The following is an 18,694-nucleotide window of genomic DNA, read 5'->3' on the forward strand; positions in this document are numbered from 1 at the left end:
AGCGGTCAACTCGGCCCATCGGCCCCTGGCTGTCAGGCAATTACGAAATCAGCGCGATATCTTGCGTTCACTTGTTGATGGTGGTTGAGTGTGCGACGCCCCACAACGCACAGGCGGTGGGGCGACCTCCACGTTCAGGCCCGAAGGGGACCACCCATGAGAAGTGCCCGGTTCCGCCGTACGCGCCGCGCCAGCGCGGTCACCCTCGTCTCCGCGCTCACGCTGACCGCGCTCGCCGCCTGCGGCACGAGCAGCAGCAACAACAACGGCGGCGGCGGTTCCGAGGGCGGTGGGTCCTCCGACCCCACCGCTCCGCTGGACCCGAAGACCAAGGTCACGCTCACGATCGACTGCATGCCCCCCGCGGCGAAGGCGGCCGAGCTCAAGGAGTGGAAGGAGGACGTCGCCGAGTTCAACAAGACGTACCCCAACGTCACCATCGAGGGCCGCTCCACCCCCGGCCAGTGTCTGGAGCCGCCGCGGTTCACCGCGATGCTCAAGGCCAAGTCCCAGCCGGACGTGTTCTACACCTACTTCACCGACCTGCCGCAGGTGCTCTCCGAGAACGGCGCCGCCGACATCACCGCGTACGTCAACGACAAGAGCGTCCCGCTCCTCAAGGACATCGACCCGAACGTCCTCGGCTCCCTCAAGCAGGACGGCAAGCTGTACGGCCTGCCCACCAGCAACTACACGATGGGCCTGCTGGTCAACCGCAAGCTCTTCACCCAGGCGGGCCTGGACCCCGACGCCCCGCCGCGCACCTGGGAGGAGGTCCGCGCCGCCGCCAAGAAGATCGCCGGACTCGGCAACGGCGTCGCCGGCTTCGGCGAGTACAGCGCCGGCAACACCGGCGGCTGGCACTTCACCGCCCAGATGTACAGCGTCGGCGGCGAGGTCGTCGACGCGAGCGGCAAGAAGGCCGCCTTCAACAACGAGCTCGGCAAGCAGGTCGCCAGGAACCTCCACGCCATGCGCTGGGAGGACGACAGCATGGGCAAGACCCAGCTGCTCAAGTGGGGCGACCTGCAGAAGCAGATAGCCACCGACAAGCTCGGCATGTTCCTCGCCGCCCCCGACGACATCGCGTACATGGTCCAGCAACTCGGCGCGACGTACGAGAACTTCGGCATGGGCCCCATCCCCGGCGAGAAGAACACCCTGGCCGGCGGCAACAACTACATGATCAAGCAGGGCATCTCCGGCGACAAGATCAAGGCCGCCGTCGCCTGGCTCAACTTCAAGAACCTCACTGTCGGCAAGGGCCAGTTCGACTGGGCCCGCACCAAGCAGGACGCCCTCCCCGTCGGCGTCCCGCAGCCCAACTTCTGGCTGAACGGCTCCAAGGGCAAGGACGACGCCGCACGCGTCGCCAACGCCACCATGCCGGTCCAGAACTTCAAGTCCTTCATGGACAACCCCGTCGCCGGCAAGGCCGAGCCGCCGAAGGCGCAAGAGGTCTACAAGGTCCTCGACAACGTGATGTCCGGCCTCCTCACCAACAAGGACGCCGACATCGACAAGCTCCTCGCCACCGCCGAGGCACAGGTCAACCAGGTCCTCGCCACCCGGTGACGGGCACCGGCGGGGGCGGACCGACCGCCCGCCCCCGCCGGCCCGCCACCCCTCCCAGGACCACCCCGGCAGACCAGTACCAAGGAGCGACGATGTCGGCCCCCAGCCTGACCCCGAGCACGACGGGCAGCGCCCGTCACTCCCCGCCGGCCGCGGCGGGACCCGTACCCCCCGGCGGCCGTGCCCGCTTCGCGAAGAGCCTTCGGCGCAACCTCACCGCCCACGGCTTCCTCATCGGCGCCGTGCTCTGCTTCGCCTTCTTCTCCTGGTACCCGATGGTCAGGGAGTTCCTCCTGGCCTTCCAGAAGACCGAGAGCGGACAGTCGACCTGGGTCGGCCTCGACAACCTCGTCACCGTCGTCAACGACCCCGCCTTCTGGCAGGCCTGGCGCAACACGCTCCTGTTCACCGTGCTCGCGCTCGTCTTCGGCTTCGTCGTCCCCTTCGTCGTCGCCCTCGTCATCAACGAGTTCCACCACGGCCAGGGCTATCTGCGCCTGCTCGTCTACCTGCCCGTGATGCTCCCGCCGGTCGCCTCGGTGCTCCTCTTCAAGTACCTGTACGACCCCGGCTACGGCCTCCTCAACGAGCTCCTCCGCTTCCTCCACCTCCCCGAGCAGCAATGGCTCCAGGACCCCGACCTCTCCATGCTCTCCGTGGTCATCGCCTCCACCTGGATGAACATGGGCGGCGCGGCCCTGATCTACCTCGCCGCGCTCCAGAGCATCCCCGGCGAGCTGTACGAGGCGGCCGAGCTCGACGGCGCCGGACTGTTCCGCAAGATCTGGCACGTCACCATCCCGCAGACGCGCCTGATCCTCTCCCTGATGCTGCTCATGCAGGTCATCGCCACCATGCAGGTCTTCGTCGAACCGTTCCTGCTCACCGGCGGCGCGGGCCCCGAGGGATCGACCACGACCGTCGTCTACCTCATCTACCAATACGCCTTCAACTTCAACAACTACGGTGCCGCGGCGGCGCTCGGACTGCTCCTCCTCGTACTCCTGGCCGGATTCTCGGCGGCGTACGTGAAGCTCAGCCGCGCCGAGGACGAGTAGGACCGGGGAGACCAGCATGTCCACACGCACACTCATCTCGCCGGCGCAGCTCGCCCGCCCCGGGGGCAAGGCCCTCTACCGGGTGGTGTTCGCCGTCGTCGTCGGCGGCTTCACCCTGGCGTTCCTCGGCCCCCTCTACTGGATGGTGTCCAGCGGCTTCAAGGACACCCAGGAGGTCATCCAGACCCCGCCGACCCTGGTGCCGGAGACCTTCGCGCCGGAGAACTACTCGCGCGCCTGGGAGGTCATGGACCTCTCCACGCTGCTCTTCAACACCCTCTACTACGCGTTCGGCGCGCTCGCCTTCCAACTCGTCCTGGACGTGGCCGCCGCCTACTCCCTCTCCAAGCTCCGGCCGATCTTCGGCAAGGCCGTGCTCGGCATGATGCTCGCGACCCTGATGATCCCGGCGACCGTCCTCGTCGTACCCCAGTACCTGACCGTCCTGGACCTGCCGATCTTCGAGCGCAACCTGCTCAACTCGCCCTGGGTGATCTGGCTGCCCTCGGTGACCAACGCGTTCAACATCTTCCTGCTCAAGCGCTTCTTCGACTCGATCCCCAAGGAACTCCTGGACGCCGCGTCCATCGACGGAGCGTCCCCGATGCGGATCCTGTGGTCGATCGTGCTGCCCGTCTCACGGCCGATCCTCGGCGTCGTCTCGATCTTCGCCGTCGTGGGGGTCTGGAAGGACTTCCTCTGGCCGATGCTCACCCTGCCCGACCCGGCCGGCCAGACCCTCAACGTCGGCATCTACTCCCTCTCCAACGGCGTCCCGGTCAACGTCCTGATCGCCGCGCTCACCATCGCGTCCGTGCCGACCCTCCTCATCTTCCTGGTCTTCCAGCGCAACATCATGAGCGGCCTCACGGCGGGCGGCCTCAAGGGCTGACCGGCCCCTCCGCGTCACCGCGGCCACCGGCACCGGCGCCACCGGCAGCCACCCCGGCCACTCCGCCGGCCCGACCGCCCACGCCCCGCGCCCTCCGCACCACCCCATGCCTTCGTCGCCGGCCCGCCTTCCATGCCCCGCAGCAACCGGGCCGGCGACGAAGAACCCCGACCTGCCCGAAAGGACCGTCACGTGGCAGCCCCTCACTCGCATCGCACCGACGACTGGTGGCGCGACGCCGTCATCTACCAGGTGTATCCGCGCAGTTTCGCCGACGGCGACGGCGACGGCACCGGGGACCTCGCGGGCGTCCGGGCGAGACTGCCCTACCTCGCCGAACTCGGCGTCGACGCCGTCTGGTTCACGCCCTGGTACCTCTCGCCCCTGGTCGACGGCGGCTACGACGTCGCCGACTACCGCACCATCGACCCCGCCTTCGGCACCCTCGCCGAGGCCGAGAAACTCATCGCCGAGGCCCGCGAACTCGGCATCCGGGTGATCGTCGACATCGTCCCCAACCACATCTCCGACCAGCACGCCTGGTTCCGCGCCGCCCTCGCGGCCGGCCCCGGCAGCCCGGAGCGCGAGCTCTTCCACTTCCGGCCCGGCCACGGGGAGAACGGCGACATCCCGCCCAACACCTGGCCCTCCCAGTTCTCCGGACCGACCTGGACCCGGGTCGAGGACGGCGAGTGGTACCTCCACCTCTTCACCCCCGAACAGCCCGACCTCAACTGGGCCCACCCGGCCGTCCGCCGCGAACACGAGGACGTGCTCCGCTTCTGGTTCGAACGAGGAGTGGCCGGTGTACGGATCGACTCCGCCGCCCTGCTCGCCAAGGACCCGGCCCTCGCCGACTTCGTCGAGGGCGTCGACCCCCACCCGTACATCGACCAGGACGAGCTCCACGACATCTACCGGTCGTGGCGCGCCATAGCCGACGAGTACGGCGCCGTCTTCGTCGGCGAGGTCTGGCTCCCGGACTCCGAACGCTTCGCCCGCTACCTCCGCCCCGACGAACTCCACACCGCGTTCAACTTCAACTTCCTCTCCTGCCCCTGGGAGGCGGACCGGCTGCGCCGCACCATCGACGACACCCTCGCCGAACACGCCCCCGTCGGCGCCCCCGCGACCTGGGTCCTCTGCAACCACGACGTCACCCGCACGGTCACCCGCTACGGGCGCGCCGACACCGGCTTCGACTTCGCCACGAAGACCTTCGGCACCCCCACGGACCTCGCCCTGGGAACCCGACGGGCCCGCGCTGCGGCCCTGCTGACCCTGGCCCTCCCGGGATCGGTGTACGTGTACCAGGGCGAGGAGCTGGGCCTGCCCGAGGCGGAGGTGCCGCTGGACCGGATCGAGGACCCCATGCACGCCCGCTCCGGTGGCACCGACCCCGGCCGCGACGGCTGCCGCGTACCGCTGCCGTGGACCGCCGGAGCACCCTGGAACGGGTTCGGTTCCGACCCCGGCTCCGAGCCGTGGCTTCCCCAGCCCCGGGACTGGGACGACTACGCGGTGGACCGGCAGCAGGCGGACGGGGACTCGATGCTGGCGCTGTACCGCGAGGCGCTGAGGCTGCGCGGCTCGGTCGAGGGCTTCGGCGACGGCCCCCTGACCTGGCTGCCCGCGGCGGAGGGCGTACTCGCCTTCGCCCGCAGCGAGGGCCTGCTGTGCCTGGTCAACCTGTCCGCGACCCCGGCCGGACTCCCGGCGCACGAGGAACTGCTCCTGGCGAGCGGCCCGCTTGACGCCGACGGCCGACTGCCCGCGGACACGGCGGTGTGGCTGCGGACCTGACGCTTCTCGTACGGCCATGAAGCGTGCCCGGTCCCGGTACCGGGCGCGCCGTGCCGCGCCGGGTGGCTCGCTGCCACCGGGCGAGGGCTCAGACCCCGCCGTCGTACCGGCGGAGGACCTGGGGCAGATAGTCCGCGCCGGGACCGAGACGGGCCGCCTCGGCGGGCCGAGGGCACGAAGGCGACCTCGTCCAGCTCGGGCCCGGCCCCGTGCCCGGTATCCGCGGCCACGAGCTCGGCATGCCGACGGAGCACGAGGGCGCGGGTCACGGGCGGGGCGAGGAAATGGAAGCCGAGACTGCCGAACCGGTGTCCACGCGTGACCGCGAACAGCCGCAACTCCCCGTCGGAGGTCCGGACCCCGAGCTCCTCGGCGAGCCGCCCGCGCACCGTCCACCGGGAGCCGGCGGCGTCGCGCCGGCGGCGGCCCCCTAGAGCCGGGCCTCGTCCACCCTCAGCTCCGCACCTCGGATCGTGTCCATCACCGCGTCCGACACGGCGTGCATCCGGGGCTCGCGGAGGTCGAGGACCGGCGACGGGTTCGAGACGCCGTGGGCGACGAGCAGGTTCATCAGGGGCCAGAGGGCCTCGGACCGCCTCGGCAAGGGGATGCCGAGTCCGTCCGGCGCGACGACCTGGGCCGTCGTGACTCCGGCGAGAAGATTCGTGCGGGCCCAGTCGACCACCTGGGAGCCGCCGTTCGGACCGACCCGGAGAACGACGTCCCTCGTGTGGTGCATGACCGCCAGATAGTTCATCGGCACCGTGAGGCGCCTGACCACGTCGTACGCGGGAGAGCCGTCCGCCGGACGGACGCGGAACAGCGTGTCCAGAACCGGACCGTGGTCCTGGAACGTGGTCCGGCCGCGCAGCGACAGGAACCGGGCGAGCACCAGATGCCCGCCACGGCGCGACCAGCGGCGGGAGACGGAGCCGAAGGCTCCCTCCTCACCAGGGAGGAACTCCGCAAGACGACGGGCCTCCTCGCCCGGCTCGGTCACCGGCGCCCGCTGCTCGGTGACGTCGCGGGCCACGGCCGCGTACCGGGCCGCCGTCGCCGCGTCGAGGCGCCGGAGGTCGATGAGGTCGCCGTCCATCACGACGCCGCCGACCGACCGGGAGATCCGCATCTGCTCCAGCTGCCGACGGGCGTAGCGGGTCACGTCGGTCACGCGTCCGTCGAGGTCGATCACCCGGCAGGTCCTCGTCCCCGCCAGGAGAAGGCTGCGCGGCCAGAGGACCGTGACCTTCCCCGGCGTCGGAGCGTCCGGGGGATCGACGAGGACGGCCAGCCGCCCCGCCGTGATCGCCGAGAGGCAGAGGGACGGCACCTGGACCTCCTCGGTGACCTCGCGTCCCCCGGAACCCCGGCCGGGGTCCTCCTCGTCATGGACCCGCAGCCGCAGCCCGACCGTCGCCTTGAACTCGGCCGGATCGTGATCGCCGCCGTACGTCGTGAACGTCGCACCCCCTTCGGGGCTGTAGCGCACGAACGACGCCTCCAGGACGTCCGCCCGTACCAGGCGCGCGCCCACCACACCCCCGGGGGAGCGAGGCGCCCACACCACCGTGGTGTCGTCCCCGTACGCGGGGCCCGCGTCCCGCACCAGGTTCCGCCGGGTGATCCGGGGAAACTCCTGCCGGGCGCTCCGGACGGCCGAGAAGGGGATCATGACCGTTCCCACCGCCCCGATGCCCGACGCGCCGGCCACCCAGAACCATTCGGCGCCCTCGACCCAGGCGACGTACGCCACGACGAGGAACACCGGTCCGGCCAGACCGGCGAACGCGGCGAGGATCAGATTGCCGATGAGCGCGCCGGTGTAGCTGCGCATGGACCCCTCCTTCAGTCAGGTACCCCGGGGATCATCGTTCTTCCTCGTCCCGTGCCTGAGAAGGGGTCCCGGCCCGATTTCCGGCCTTTCCCGTTCGCACGGGGTCAGGACACGGACCTGCCGAAGAACTCCAGCTCCGCGACGGCCACCTGCTTCGTGGGGTCGGCCCGCCACGCCGTGCGCAGCACCAACTGCACCGTCAGCGCGTCCCGTACCCGCACGTCGACCCGCTGGGTGCCGCCGTCGTCGATGCGGTGCTGCGAGACGTGCGTCTCGCCGGAGGAGTCCTTGACCACCAGGTCGAAGGTGCGCGGGGTCGCCTGGCCGTCGGCCTGCGTGGTGTTCTTCGAACTGCCGGGGGTGATCAGGACGCTCAGCAGATCGGTCGGCTCGGCGAACCGGGCCTCCATGTACTGACCCGCCGAGTCGCCCGCGTACCCCGTGCCCCACCAGGTGTTGGAGTACCCGTCGCCCGCCAGCTTCGCCTGCTGCCTCGGCGCGGAGTGGGAGGCCGCCCAGGCCACCGGGTGGACCGGGACCCGCTTGGCGAAGTGGTCCTGGATCGCGCGGACGGCCGGGGGACCGCCGGCGATGCCGCCGACCACCACGGTGACGACCCCCGCCGCGATCAGGGCGCGGACGATCCAGCGGCTGCGGTCGCGGGTGAGCCCGGGACGCCGGCCCGCGTACGGGCCCTCGGCCGTCGAGAGCTGCTCGGGGACCATCGGAGTCGCACAGAAGCGGCAGAAGTGACGGCCCGGGGTGTTGGCGAGCGAGCAGGCCGGGCACGGCTTGCCGCCCTGCACGGCGACGGGCGCCTCGGCGGCCCGGACCGTCGGCCGGGCCGCCTCCGGACGTGCGGGGAGCACGGGCGCGGCGACGGCCGGCTCCACGGGACGGTTCCCGGGGACCGGGACGAGGAGCGACCGTACGAGCGTGTCCGACGGCCCGTCGGACGCCGGCCCCGCCTCCGGCACGGGAACGGGCGCGGGTGCGTCCGAGGCGGGGTTCACGGCGGGCAGCGGGGCGGTCACTTCCTCCGGACCGACGGAGGACCGGGTGTCCGTCACCTCGGCGGGGGAGGCGGCCGAACCCTCCGCGGCGGCCCGTGGCGCGTCGTCCGCCGGCGTGGCCTCCGGCTCCTCCCGGACCGTCCCCCCGGATTCCGAAGCGGCCGCCACGGACGGGGCGGACGGGGCGGACGACGAGGCGGCGGACGAGCCTTCCGTGCTCACCGCGCCGGCCGGGCTGTCCCAGCGCAGGAACGCTCCGCAACTGTCACAGAACGACTGGTCCGCCGCACGCACCGGGCTCGCGCAGTCCGGGCAGGGGCGGGACTGGGGCGCGTCACTCATCAGGGTCAAGCTCCTTCGGATGTACGGGAAGTGGTCGCCGAGGGCGGCGGGGAGGTCGTCACCGAGACCGTGAACGGCAGGTGCGCGGGACGGGCCGCGGCCACGACCGCGCGCAGCCGGTGCGGATCCACGGCGGCCGGGTCGGCGACCCGGAGAACCACGTGCAGTCCGGCGACGGGCGCCCCCGGGAACGGTCCGAGCGGCGCGGACGACCAGCTCGCACCCCCGCTCTCGGTGATCTCCGGGGGCACGCCGAAGGCGAGCCGGACCGCCGCCGCGAGCCCCTGCCGGGTGCCGCGCACCCGGTGCAGCGCCACGGCCGACGCGACCGCGTGGCGGCGGAGCGGCAGCGGCTCGTCGCCGTCCAGCTCCGCGCCGACCCAGGTCGCGAGGTAGTCCACGAAGTCGGCGGGGGCGAGCGCCGGCGAGAAGTACGCCTCCAGGGAGTCGAGGACGTTGAAGAGCGGAGCGAGGACGACGTCCAGGCCGGACACGAACCGCTGCCCGAAATCGTCCTCCGCGTACACGGCGGGCAGCGCCGCACCCAGCGGGTACGGGGTCGCGAGGCCCGGAACCGTACCCCGCGCCGACCCGCTCACCGCGCCTCGATCACACGGACGCGATGGTCGAACGGGAAGAGCAGCGCGGACGGCGCCAGCTCGATCCGGTCCGTCGTGTCACCCCTGCGGCCGGTCAGCGGATCGGCCGGATGCAGCAGGACCTCGTCCACCAGCTCCACGCCCGGCACCCGCTGGAGCGCCGCGAAGACCTCACCGGCCCGCAACGGGCGCCCGAACGGCCATCCCTCGCCGTGCGCCCCGCCCGTCAGCGGGTCCAGATACGCGTACAGCGCGTCCAGCGCCTCCGCCCGTACGCGCTCCGCCTCGGCCGCCCGGAAGGAGTGCAGCGTCGCCACCACCGTCACGCCCTGGTAGAACGGCGGCCCGACGGCCAGCCGCGTGCCCAGCGGGCGCCGCTCGTCGAGGAAGCCCGTCACCCGGGACAGCAGCTCCTCGCCCGGCACGAGCTGCTCGAACCGCAGCCGGCCGCCCCGGTCCGGCACGGCCTGCGGCACGACCAGGACCCGGACCGCGTTGTCGCCCGCCTCGGCGGCGTCCGCCGCCAGGCAGGAGATCCGCGCGGCCTCGGGCGCCGCCCGGCGCGCCAGCTCCTCGTAGTCCCGGGCGGTGACGGCCCGTTCCTGCGCACGGAGGCTGATCGGCGCGCGGGACTTGGCCTCCTCGACGGTCTCCCCGTCCACCCCGCCGCGCGCCGCCTCACGGTTCTCCACGCGCGCGATGTACGGGATGGAGCTGCGCAGGACGGTGATCGTGGAGCGGGCCACGTTCCCCGCCCGGCCGCCCCCGGTGCCGTACCGGACCGCCCGGATCGCCGCCCCCTTCGGCGGTACGGCGCCGAACTGCCGCAGCGTGCCGTCCGGTTGACGTACGCACGGCCCGAAGGCGATCTCGCCGGTGGTCGCGTCGAGGGTGACGTGCCGGTCACCGGGGCGCGAGGAGGCGAAGTCGCGGACGACGGTCCACTCCTGCCAGCCGGCCTCGGGGTCCTCCTCGTCGACGCCGCTGTCCGCCCGCTCGGCGACCTGGAGGAGCAGCGGCGGCCGGTCCACGACCGGCGCGTGCGCCAGCCGCAGCCGCTGCGCCGGCACGCCCTCGGACTCGCCGAGCTGCTCGTTCCGCACTGCCTCGGCGTGCGCCGCGCGGACCGTCCCGCCGATGGTGAACGCCTCCGCCGCCCGTACCGTCGGCGACTCGCTGTACGACGGCAGACCCGCGGCGGCCTCGACGACCCGGCAGCGCACCCAGCCCGCCTCGTGCCCGCCGAGGCGCGACACCGCGTGCCCGGACGGCATGTGCAGCACCACCTCGCCCGGCCGGTTGAGTCCGCCCGTGCTGTCCTCGTCGACCTCGCACGCGACCCAGCCCTCGGCCCCGGTCCACGCCTCCCACACCAGCGGCGGCCTGCGCGGATCGACACCGACACCATCCACCCGGCTGTCCAGGTCGAGGACGAGTACACAGTCCGGCACCGCCGCCGAGAGACCGAGCAGCAGCAGATCACCGACGCGCGGCAGGGGAGAGAAGGCGGGCACGTCCGCACCGCCGAGGAGATCCTGCGAACGGTCCTCGGGCGCGCCACCCGCCTCCTGGCGCAGGATGTGCGTCAACGAGCAGGGCACGACGGTCAGATCGGCGGCCGTCGCGAAGACGACCGCCTCCTCCGTCTCCGTACGTCCGGTGGACACCTCCGTACCCGTGGGCAGCACCACCGGCTCCGGCTGCGGCGCCGAGAGCCGGAAGGTGATGTCGGCGCGGGCGGCAGCGGGCGGGAAGAGCGTCACCCCGAGCAGGTCGAGGAAGGCCAGGTGGTTCTTCTCCGGGACCCGGTTGAGGCGGTAGACGAGCTGGTCCGCCATGTGCGCGACCGCCTCGACCAGGGTGACGCCCGGGTCCGAGACGTTGTGGTCGGTCCACTCGGGGCACGCCTGCTGGATGTAGCGCTTGGCGTCGTCGACGAACTGCTGAAAGCGGCGGTCGTCGAGATGGGGTGCGGGCAGGGCCATGGTGGTTTCAGTCCTCGGAGGGGATGACGTAGAAGGGGAAGACGAGATTGCGCGGGTTGTTGGCACCGCGCACCCGGTAGCGGATGTCGATGAAGAGGGTGGTCGGCTCCCCGGGGGCGGGAGAGACCGTGACCTCCTCCACGTCGATGCGCGGCTCCCATCGGTCGAGCGAGGACATCACCTCGTACCGGACCCGGCCCATCGTCGAGTCGTTGACCGGGGCGAACACCAACTCGTGGACCGCGCACCCGAATTCGGGCCGCATCGGCCGCTCGCCCGGCGCGGTGGCGAGGACGAGCCGCATCGACTCCTCGATCTCCCGGTCGCGCCGGACGAGCGCGATGGAGCCGCTCGGGCCGGTCCGCAGCGGGAAGGCCCAGCCCGCGCCGACGAAGTGCTCACTCAAGGGAAGGTCCTCCTCGGGATTCCGTGGGACGGGATGAATGCGGCAGTCGGAGCGGTCATCAGAACGGCGCGATCGCCGAAGCGGGATTGAGCATCGGCGGGCTCAAGGTGTGGAAGAGCGGCGCGTTGACCACGGCCTGGGTCAGCGCCGACACCTTGAACTTCGTCCCGGCCTTGATGTCCACGCCGAGCCCCGCGTTCAGCGTGATGCGCCCCGTCGCGGAGAGTGTCAGGTCCGTCCCCGACTCGACCGTGACCCCCCGGGCCCCCGAGATCGTGACCGTCCCGTCGCTGTCGATCGTGAGCGTGGTGCGCGCCTCGTTCAGCTCGACGCTCAGCCCGCCCTTCGCGGTGCGCAGCCGGATGCCGTGCGAGGCGCGCGTCCGGCCGCCCTCCTCGCGCAGCTCCACGGTGTGACCGGTACGGGAGGTCAGGGCGCGCCACTGGACGCGCCCGCTGGTCGGATCGACGGGCGGCACCCGGTCGGTCGCCGGGGTGTGCTTGTCGACGCCGTTGTACAACCCCGCCAGCACGTAAGGGTGTTCAAGGGAGCCCCGGTCGAAGGCGCACAGCACCTCGTCGTCCACCTCGGGGAGCATCAGACCGCCGCCCCCGCGTCCGCCGAGCTGCGCGACCCGGCACCAGCCGCTCTCGTACGTCGCCGACAGCCACGGGAAACGCAGTCTGACCCGGCCGAGCGAGAGCGGGTCCTTGGTGTTCGTGACCAGCGCGACCGCGACGCCGGGCATGGGCGGGGCCGCCTCCCCGCCGCCGGAAGCCGTCCCGTACAGCGAACGGAACTGCCGCCCGGACACGGTCAGCCACGTGGCGAACTGCCGTCCGGAAGCGAAGACATGACGTACCCCGGTCGCGGTGTACCGCCCCTCGAACGGGAAGCCGGCGCCCTTCACGGCCACCGGCTGCCCCGGCTTCAGGGCCGGATTGCCGGTGACGGCGACCTCCAGCTCCGCGAACGACCCGGTGACGTCGTCGGCCAGCGCCGTCGCCGCCTGCGTCACCTCCGACTGCGTGGTGAACGGCGTGTCCGTCGCGGCCAGTTCCGCCGGACCGAACGGCGCGGAGAGCTGCGCCGGGGTGATGTCCGAGACGATCTCCTTGCTCGCGACGGCGGGCGTCGGCGAGGACAGCGCCTGCTTGGTACGGGGATCCCAGCCCCGCACGTCGACCTTCCCGACCTGCCCGGCGGCGGTCACGGACACCCGGCTCTGCAGCGTGTTGCTCCCGAAGTCCAGGACGTACGGGCTGGCCGCCGCCGGCGTGGTGTCCGCGGGCGCCGAGGAGGCCGGGGGCAGCGCGGCGAACACGAGCCGGCCCGCCGGGTCGAGCGACAGCCGGACGTCGTTCTCGCGCGCGAGCCGGGAGAGGAAGTCCCAGTCGGTGATGTTGGGCTGGGTGGCGAGCTCGTACACCGTCGGTGTCGCGTCGACCTTGCCGAGCGGGATCCGGTTGAGCCCGGCGAGCTTCCGGACGATGTCGGAGGCCGTCATGTTCGGATAGCCCTCGACGCGCCGGCTGCGCAGCAGACGGTGGCCGGGATCGTAACCGCGCACGATCAGATAGCGGCCGTGACCGGGCGCCGCGTCCACCTCGACGGCCGTGACCTCGCCGGTGAGCATGGGCTCGCCGAGCCTGCCGTCGGTGAACGGGGACAGCACCGCCATCGCGCCGACCTTGAGGAACGGGAACTTCGTGGTGAGGGTGCCGTCCTTGTCGCTGAACGTCAGCTGGAACGCGGACGGGACGTTGACGCTCGCGTCCACCCAGCCCTCGGTGAGGCGGACCGCGAGCGGGTCCGGCAGCGGCGTGCCGTCGAGCTGCACGTGGAGGACGGTGGTGAAGGTCTTCTCGCTCATGAGGCGCCCTCGGTCTCCGGCGTTTCGGTGGTGGACGGGAGCAGCAGTTCGGTGCCGGGGCGCAGCCGCATCGGGTCGTCGATGCGGTTCGCCTCCGCGATGACCCGCCAGCGGGTCGCGTCGCCGTACTCGCGCCAGGCGAGGGAGGCGAGGGAGTCACCGGCGACCGTGCGGTGCACCCGGCGGGCCGAGAGCGCGCCGGACGTCGGGTTCTGCTTCTTGGTCGCGCTGGAGATCTCGGTGAGGGAGAGCGAACACGTCGCGCGGATCGGGATCCCGCTGGGGCTGAAGAGGGTGTACGTCGCCGACACGGAGGTCACGTACGCGACGAACTGCACCGTCGAGAACGATCCCCAGGAGAACCGCACCCACGGCGGCGACGGCGCCTTCGCTGCGATGCTCTGCTGGGTCACCTCGCAACAGGACAGCAGCAGCTCCACCTGCTGCTGCACGTCGTTCGACGACGGGTCGCCCGAGCGGTCAAGGAAGACCTCCAGCTGGAGCTGGGCCGGCTCGCTGCCGGTGAACTTGGGCGGCGCACCCCGGTCGTACGCGACGGCCTGCTCGGTGAACCAGTGCGCGGACCGGCTCAGTTGGAGCTGATCCGGGTTGAACTCGAACTTCACCTCGCCGAGCTTCCCGCCGTACGAGCTGGACAGGTCGGTCGGCGGCTGGTGGATGGCGAGCGAGGCGCGGGAGAGGCCGCTGGCCGTCAACCCGCCGAAGAACGGGGCCATCTCAGGCGCCTCCCGCGTCGGTGAACCCGTGGTGCGCGATCTCCAGGGTCTCCGTCGCCACGGCCGGACTGGCCGGGTCGAGGGTCGGCCCCGTCCAGCGCACCGGCAGCACCTCGACCAGACCCCACTGCGCCACGATCGACCCGTCGGCGCGCAGCGCCGCGATCTGCGCGGTCGGACGGGTGATCCCCGTGGCGAGCGACGAGATCCAGGCGGCGACGTTCGCGGTCTCGGGGGTGAGCGGGCGGGTGAGCCGGATGGTGGAGAACGTGACACGGGTGGGCAGCTGCCAGACGAAGCCGTTGTTGCCCCCCTCCCGGCGCTGCTCCACCTCGACCTCGGAGGAGAGACCGTCACAGCTGTTGAACACGCCGAGGTCCTCGCCGTCGATGGTGAGCTTGAAGAAGACGGTGGATGCGGGGTCCGGCTGCTGGGGCATGGTGGCGGGTCTCTCGGATCGGCGCGGTCAGCGGTGAGTGGGGTGGTGAGGGCGGGTTTCGTCAGCGGCCGTGGTCTCGGAGGCGGCCCACTCGCTCGCGGTCGGCACGGAGCTCGGCACGGAGAAGCCGCGAGAGGGGGGTGACGAGACGGCGGGCCAACTCGTCGAGGTGGGTGGGTGATTCGGGGTCGGCGGGGCCCGGGGCGGCGGTGCGCTGCACGGACGGTGAGGGCGCGGCCGGGGCCGTCCGGGTGACCGTGGTGGCGGCGCGCGGCGCGGGTGCGGCGGGGGCGGGAGCAGGGGCGGCCGAGGTCCGTTGGAGCGGGGTGGGGGTGACCACGGGGACGGCCGGCGCGGGCGTCGCCGTCGGGGTCGCCCCGGTGGCGGGCTGACGCTGGACCACCGGCCGCGCGACGGGCCGCGCGGCGGACGGCCGGGCGAGGGGGACGACGGGACGGGGAGAGCCCTGGGGTGCGACCGTGCCGCTGCGGGGCGGAGCGGCGGGAGCGCGCTGAACGGTCGGGGAGGGGGCGGCGGTCGGCGTGAAGAGAGGAACGGCGGGGGGCGTCGCGGGCACGGGTACGGGCTGCCGGCGGCCGGGCGCGGCGGGGAGAGCCGGGGTGCTGGAGGGGGTGCTCGCGCTGCTCGGCAGGCTCGGGGTGAGCGGACGGGCGGTGGCGAGCGGATGGACGGCCCGCCGCTGCACCGTGGGCGCGGTGGCGCGGGGGAGGTCGGTGACGGTGACGACGGGCGGCTGCGCGGGAGCGGGAGTGGTGACGGGGGTGCGCGGGCCGGTGGGCACCGTGGACGCGGGGGAGTCGGCAGGGACCTGAGGCCGCGGTGCGGCCGTGGCGCGCTGGACCGGGGGAGGAGTCGATGGGGCCGGGACGGGGGCGTGAGGCACGGCGGCGGTCGACGGCACGGCGGGTACGTTCGCGACGGGTGCCGTGGGGACCACCGGCGCCTGGTGCTGGTGCTGGTTCGCGGTCGCCCGTTGCACGGGCGCGGACTCGGCCGACGTCGGGACGGGGTTGGCTGCCCGAGCGGGCACCTGCGGTCCGACGGGTCCGATCGGTGTGACGGGTCCGATCGGTGTGACGGGCCCAGGGGCGGGCGTGACGGGGTCGCCGGGGGCGGGCGAGGCCGCCTTGGCCGGAACGGACGACGACGGTGTCGCGGACGCGCGCGCGACCGGCGCGCCGATCGGAGGCCTTCGCGGCGCGGCGTTCGCACGCGATACCGGCGCGTCGGCGGTGGCGCGCTGAACGGGGGCGCCGAGTCCGGGCCGGGCCGGGGGAGTCGGCGGGGTGGCAGGCGTGACGGGGGTGGATGCGGGCGCCCGTGCGACCAGGGGCGCAGGAGCGGTCGGGCCTGCCTGAGACTTCGGTGAGGTGGGCCGTACAGGCGCGGCCTGAGCCGTGGGCGCAGCGGTGTCCGGGATCGCCGGGGAGGCCGTCGTCGCGGGACGTACCGGCGCGGTCGAAGGCGCGGGCGCGGCGACGGGTGCCGGAGCCGACGGGCGCGCGGGAGAGGCGGAGCCGGGCGTGGGCGACGCGCCCGCCGGGGGGACGGACGTGACGGGGGTCCGGGCCTCTGGGGTCGACGGAGTCACGGGGTTTCCTGCGGGGGAGGCGGACCTGGCGACGGTTCGGGCCACCGGAGGCGCCGGAGCCTCCGGGGTCGACGAGGTCGCCGTGGTCGAAGGGGTCGACGGAATCGCGGCGGCCGCGGGGGAGGAGGAACGCGCGGCGCTTCGGGCCACCGGGGTGGCCGGAGTCGCCGGGCGCACCGGCGCGGTGGGTCCGTTCTTGGGACCCTCTGCCACAGGACCGGCGGGCGCGGCGGGACTGGCCTTCGGCGCCGGCGCCGTGGAACCAGCGGGCGCAGGTGCCGACGACTGCCGTGTCGAAGGGCTCGCCCGAGGTGCCGACACCTCCGGAGTCGCCGGGACCGCCGGAGCCACCGGCGGCGTCGACGCCGTCGTGTTCCAGTCGGCGCCCGGTGCGCGCCGCGAGCGGCGTACGGGCGCGCGGCGCTGCACTGGAGTGCCGGGCGTGAGGCCGGGAGTCCCGGGCCCGCCGGGGGAAGCGGGACCCGGGACGTTCTGGGGCCGACCGGCAGCCGAGGGCTCCGGTGCGGCGGTGTCGGGCGCATCCGTGGGACGCGCCCCGTTCTCGGGCGTACGGGCGGGGGTCGCTGTCCGCCGGCCCGGCGCCGTGCCGGGCCCGACCGCGTCCGCGGGGCGCGCGGCACCGGCCGGAGCCAGTTGCCGCGGCGGCTGCACGGGCCGTGCGGAGACCAGCGGCGACCGCCGAACGGGCGCTGGTTGTACGGGTCGTGGCCGGGTGGAACTGTCGGAAGGTCGCGTGGTCCCGGCCGCACCGACCGTGGGCGCGGACGCCGGAGCAACCGGGTCGTCCGTCCCGCCGGTGGCCACGGCGGCACGCTGGACGGCGGGAGGCGCCGAGTGAGGCGCACCCGAGACGGCGCCCACGGTCCCTGCCTCGCGCGTCGCGCCGCCACCCCGTACCGGAGCGGCCGCAGCCTTCCCCCGTACGGGGCGAGGCGTCCGCGCCGGGCGGACGACCGGCGGCGTCGCGGGCACACGCTGCACAGTCGCAGCCGTCTCCTGGCCCGATCCCGCCGAACCTGCCGGACCCGTCGATCCCGACGGACCTGCCGCACCCGCCACCGGCAACCGCAGCCCCGGCAGCTCCGCCCCCTCGGAGCGCCCCGCCGACTCCCGCTCCACGGGCAGGGGCACCGCCCGTACCGCGTCGAGCATGACGCCGCCCGGTGCGTCCGGCACCGCCCCGTGGCCGAGGTCGCTCTGGAAGGAGGGGTTCCAGTGGGTCGCGAGCGACGCGGAGAAGCCGTACTCCGCGACGGTCCGCGGACCCGCGGCCAGGACCCGCTGCACGGGCGGCAACGCCCGCCACGCGTCCCCGGACGCCGCCGTCGGTGCGACGGACGCCGAGCTCTCCTCGCGTACACCGGATTCCGCGCCCCGCGCGTTCCGCGTCCGCGCCGTCCGCCACTTCTCGAACATCCCCACAGTCCCCTCCAACCTCCTTTCCCTGTACTGCCGTTACGCCTGCGACCGCTCCACCAGTGACGCCACCTGAGCCACGTACCTCCGTCGGTCGGCGTGCTCCAGATCGAGGATGTCGTCCATGCCCCAGTGGAAGTGGAAGGCGAGGTACGCGGTCTCCTCCTCGATCCGGTCGGCCGCGTACGTCACGATTCCCCCAGGCGGCTCCCGGCCAGCTCGACCTCGAAGGACTCCTCGCAGTGCGGGCACGCCACGGCGGCCCGGGTGTGGCCCTCCGCGTTGATCTGCCGGTAGAAGTCCTGGAGGAACGCCAGGTCGGAGGCGAACATGTTCTCCACCGTCCCGTCGTGGACCGACGGGAGCGTGCCGAGCCGGGTGATGACCCGGCCGAGCAGCACCACGGACAGGTACGCCGGGTTCTCGCGGACCCGGATGTCGCGCAGCGGGAGCAGCTCGTCCCGGGCCGTGGCCAGCCGCATCGCCCCGTTGCGGTGCACGGTGCCCGCCTCGTCGACGAACCCGCGCGGCAGCTCGAACTCGAACTCCGTGCGGAGCGGCTCCTGTGGGCGGCCCTGCTGCGTGCCCGCCGATCCCTCGCGTCGCATCAGCCGAGCGTCAGCTCTTCGAAGGTGATGGTGACCTGCTCGGTGAGGGCCGCGGCGTCGCCGGCCTTCGTCGCGCTCAACTCCACCTTGGTGCACCAGGCGTTGCGCAGGTTGTACCGCTTGACCTCGGTGAGCTGGTAGTCCAGGAAGATGATGGACGCGTCCTTGCGGGCCGAGCCCATGTCGCCGGCGATGGACGACGTGATCCACTCGGTGAACGCGGCGGACTGGGTCGCACCACGGGTCACCGTGCACTCACCGGCCTTCTTCACGCCGGGGAGCTTCTTGATGATCGGCTTGCCGTCCGCCGAGACCTGCTGGAACTCGATGACGTCCTGCTCCATCGAGAGGCCGCTGATCTCCTGCAGGGTCTCGACCATGACGCCGTCGATCTGCAGGCCGAAATTGTGGGTGGTGAGGGCGTCACCGGTGTCGAGGGACATGGGGGTTCACTCCTGTTCGAGGGGCGGATCCGGGCGCG

17 protein-coding genes are annotated in these 18,694 nt (G+C 72.9%); 5 read left to right on the forward strand and 12 right to left on the reverse strand.

Annotation, left to right across the window (positions count from 1 at the left end):
• Positions 1 to 156: 156 nt before the first annotated feature.
• The 4 genes from E0F75_RS25065 (at position 157) to E0F75_RS25080 (ending at position 5,328) form a co-directional block, all read left to right on the forward strand.
• Positions 157 to 1,575, forward strand: coding sequence for an extracellular solute-binding protein (locus tag E0F75_RS25065; RefSeq protein WP_187624820.1), 1,419 nt, complete (start codon positions 157 to 159; stop codon positions 1,573 to 1,575).
• Between the two features lie 92 nt (positions 1,576 to 1,667).
• Positions 1,668 to 2,633: a carbohydrate ABC transporter permease gene (locus E0F75_RS25070; protein ID WP_187624821.1), complete on the forward strand. Its 966-nt coding sequence runs from the start codon at positions 1,668 to 1,670 to the stop codon at positions 2,631 to 2,633.
• Positions 2,634 to 2,649: 16 nt separating this feature from the next.
• Complete coding sequence (locus tag E0F75_RS25075; protein ID WP_187624822.1) at positions 2,650 to 3,525, forward strand: carbohydrate ABC transporter permease; 876 nt, start codon at positions 2,650 to 2,652, stop codon at positions 3,523 to 3,525.
• Between the two features lie 192 nt (positions 3,526 to 3,717).
• Positions 3,718 to 5,328, forward strand: coding sequence for an alpha-amylase family glycosyl hydrolase (locus E0F75_RS25080; RefSeq protein WP_187624823.1), 1,611 nt, complete (start codon positions 3,718 to 3,720; stop codon positions 5,326 to 5,328).
• Between the two features lie 430 nt (positions 5,329 to 5,758).
• Here the strand turns inward: E0F75_RS25080 and E0F75_RS25085 are convergent, their stop codons facing one another.
• From E0F75_RS25085 to E0F75_RS25125, 9 genes are all read right to left on the reverse strand, one after another.
• A complete protein-coding gene (locus E0F75_RS25085) occupies positions 5,759 to 7,162 on the reverse strand; it encodes a hypothetical protein (RefSeq protein ID WP_187624824.1) in 1,404 nt (467 codons plus the stop codon).
• A gap of 104 nt (positions 7,163 to 7,266) precedes the next feature.
• Positions 7,267 to 8,517, reverse strand: a complete 1,251-nt coding sequence (locus E0F75_RS25090) for a hypothetical protein (RefSeq protein WP_187624825.1) — start codon at positions 8,515 to 8,517, stop codon at positions 7,267 to 7,269.
• Positions 8,518 to 8,522: 5 nt separating this feature from the next.
• Positions 8,523 to 9,116, reverse strand: a complete 594-nt coding sequence (locus tag E0F75_RS25095) for a phage tail protein (RefSeq protein WP_187624826.1) — start codon at positions 9,114 to 9,116, stop codon at positions 8,523 to 8,525.
• Positions 9,113 to 11,101: a putative baseplate assembly protein gene (locus tag E0F75_RS25100; RefSeq protein ID WP_187624827.1), complete on the reverse strand. Its 1,989-nt coding sequence runs from the start codon at positions 11,099 to 11,101 to the stop codon at positions 9,113 to 9,115. Before E0F75_RS25100 ends, E0F75_RS25095 begins: the two co-directional genes overlap by 4 nt.
• A gap of 7 nt (positions 11,102 to 11,108) precedes the next feature.
• A complete protein-coding gene (locus tag E0F75_RS25105; protein ID WP_030317086.1) occupies positions 11,109 to 11,507 on the reverse strand; it encodes a GPW/gp25 family protein in 399 nt (132 codons plus the stop codon).
• Positions 11,508 to 11,565: 58 nt separating this feature from the next.
• Positions 11,566 to 13,380 (reverse strand): VgrG-related protein, encoded by a 1,815-nt coding sequence (locus E0F75_RS25110; RefSeq protein ID WP_187624828.1) that lies wholly within the window; start codon positions 13,378 to 13,380, stop codon positions 11,566 to 11,568.
• On the reverse strand, positions 13,377 to 14,117 hold the full coding sequence (locus E0F75_RS25115) for a LysM peptidoglycan-binding domain-containing protein (protein WP_187624829.1): 741 nt from the start codon (positions 14,115 to 14,117) through the stop codon (positions 13,377 to 13,379). Before E0F75_RS25115 ends, E0F75_RS25110 begins: the two co-directional genes overlap by 4 nt.
• 1 nt (position 14,118) lies before the next feature.
• On the reverse strand, positions 14,119 to 14,556 hold the full coding sequence (locus E0F75_RS25120) for a phage tail protein (RefSeq protein WP_030317091.1): 438 nt from the start codon (positions 14,554 to 14,556) through the stop codon (positions 14,119 to 14,121).
• 61 nt (positions 14,557 to 14,617) lie between these two features.
• A complete protein-coding gene (locus E0F75_RS25125; RefSeq protein ID WP_229312837.1) occupies positions 14,618 to 15,556 on the reverse strand; it encodes a hypothetical protein in 939 nt (312 codons plus the stop codon).
• A 1,783-nt stretch (positions 15,557 to 17,339) separates the two neighbouring features.
• Here E0F75_RS25125 and E0F75_RS25130 point away from each other — a divergent pair.
• A complete protein-coding gene (locus tag E0F75_RS25130) occupies positions 17,340 to 17,681 on the forward strand; it encodes a hypothetical protein (RefSeq protein WP_187624831.1) in 342 nt (113 codons plus the stop codon).
• Here E0F75_RS25130 and E0F75_RS25135 read toward each other — a convergent pair.
• Genes E0F75_RS25135 through E0F75_RS25145 form a run of 3 tightly spaced genes read right to left on the reverse strand, consistent with a single transcriptional unit; the run spans position 17,645 to position 18,656 of the window.
• Positions 17,645 to 17,797, reverse strand: a complete 153-nt coding sequence (locus E0F75_RS25135; protein WP_167346856.1) for a DUF6760 family protein — start codon at positions 17,795 to 17,797, stop codon at positions 17,645 to 17,647. The two genes, E0F75_RS25130 and E0F75_RS25135, sit on opposite strands and share 37 nt — an antisense overlap.
• Complete coding sequence (locus tag E0F75_RS25140; RefSeq protein ID WP_030317097.1) at positions 17,794 to 18,213, reverse strand: hypothetical protein; 420 nt, start codon at positions 18,211 to 18,213, stop codon at positions 17,794 to 17,796. The genes E0F75_RS25135 and E0F75_RS25140 overlap by 4 nt, the downstream gene beginning before the upstream one ends.
• Complete coding sequence (locus E0F75_RS25145; protein ID WP_073814308.1) at positions 18,213 to 18,656, reverse strand: phage tail protein; 444 nt, start codon at positions 18,654 to 18,656, stop codon at positions 18,213 to 18,215. Before E0F75_RS25145 ends, E0F75_RS25140 begins: the two co-directional genes overlap by 1 nt.
• Positions 18,657 to 18,694 lie beyond the last annotated feature (38 nt).

The sequence above is a fragment of the Streptomyces sp. CB02980 genome, from assembly GCF_014451325.2.
GTDB lineage: Bacteria > Actinomycetota > Actinomycetes > Streptomycetales > Streptomycetaceae > Streptomyces.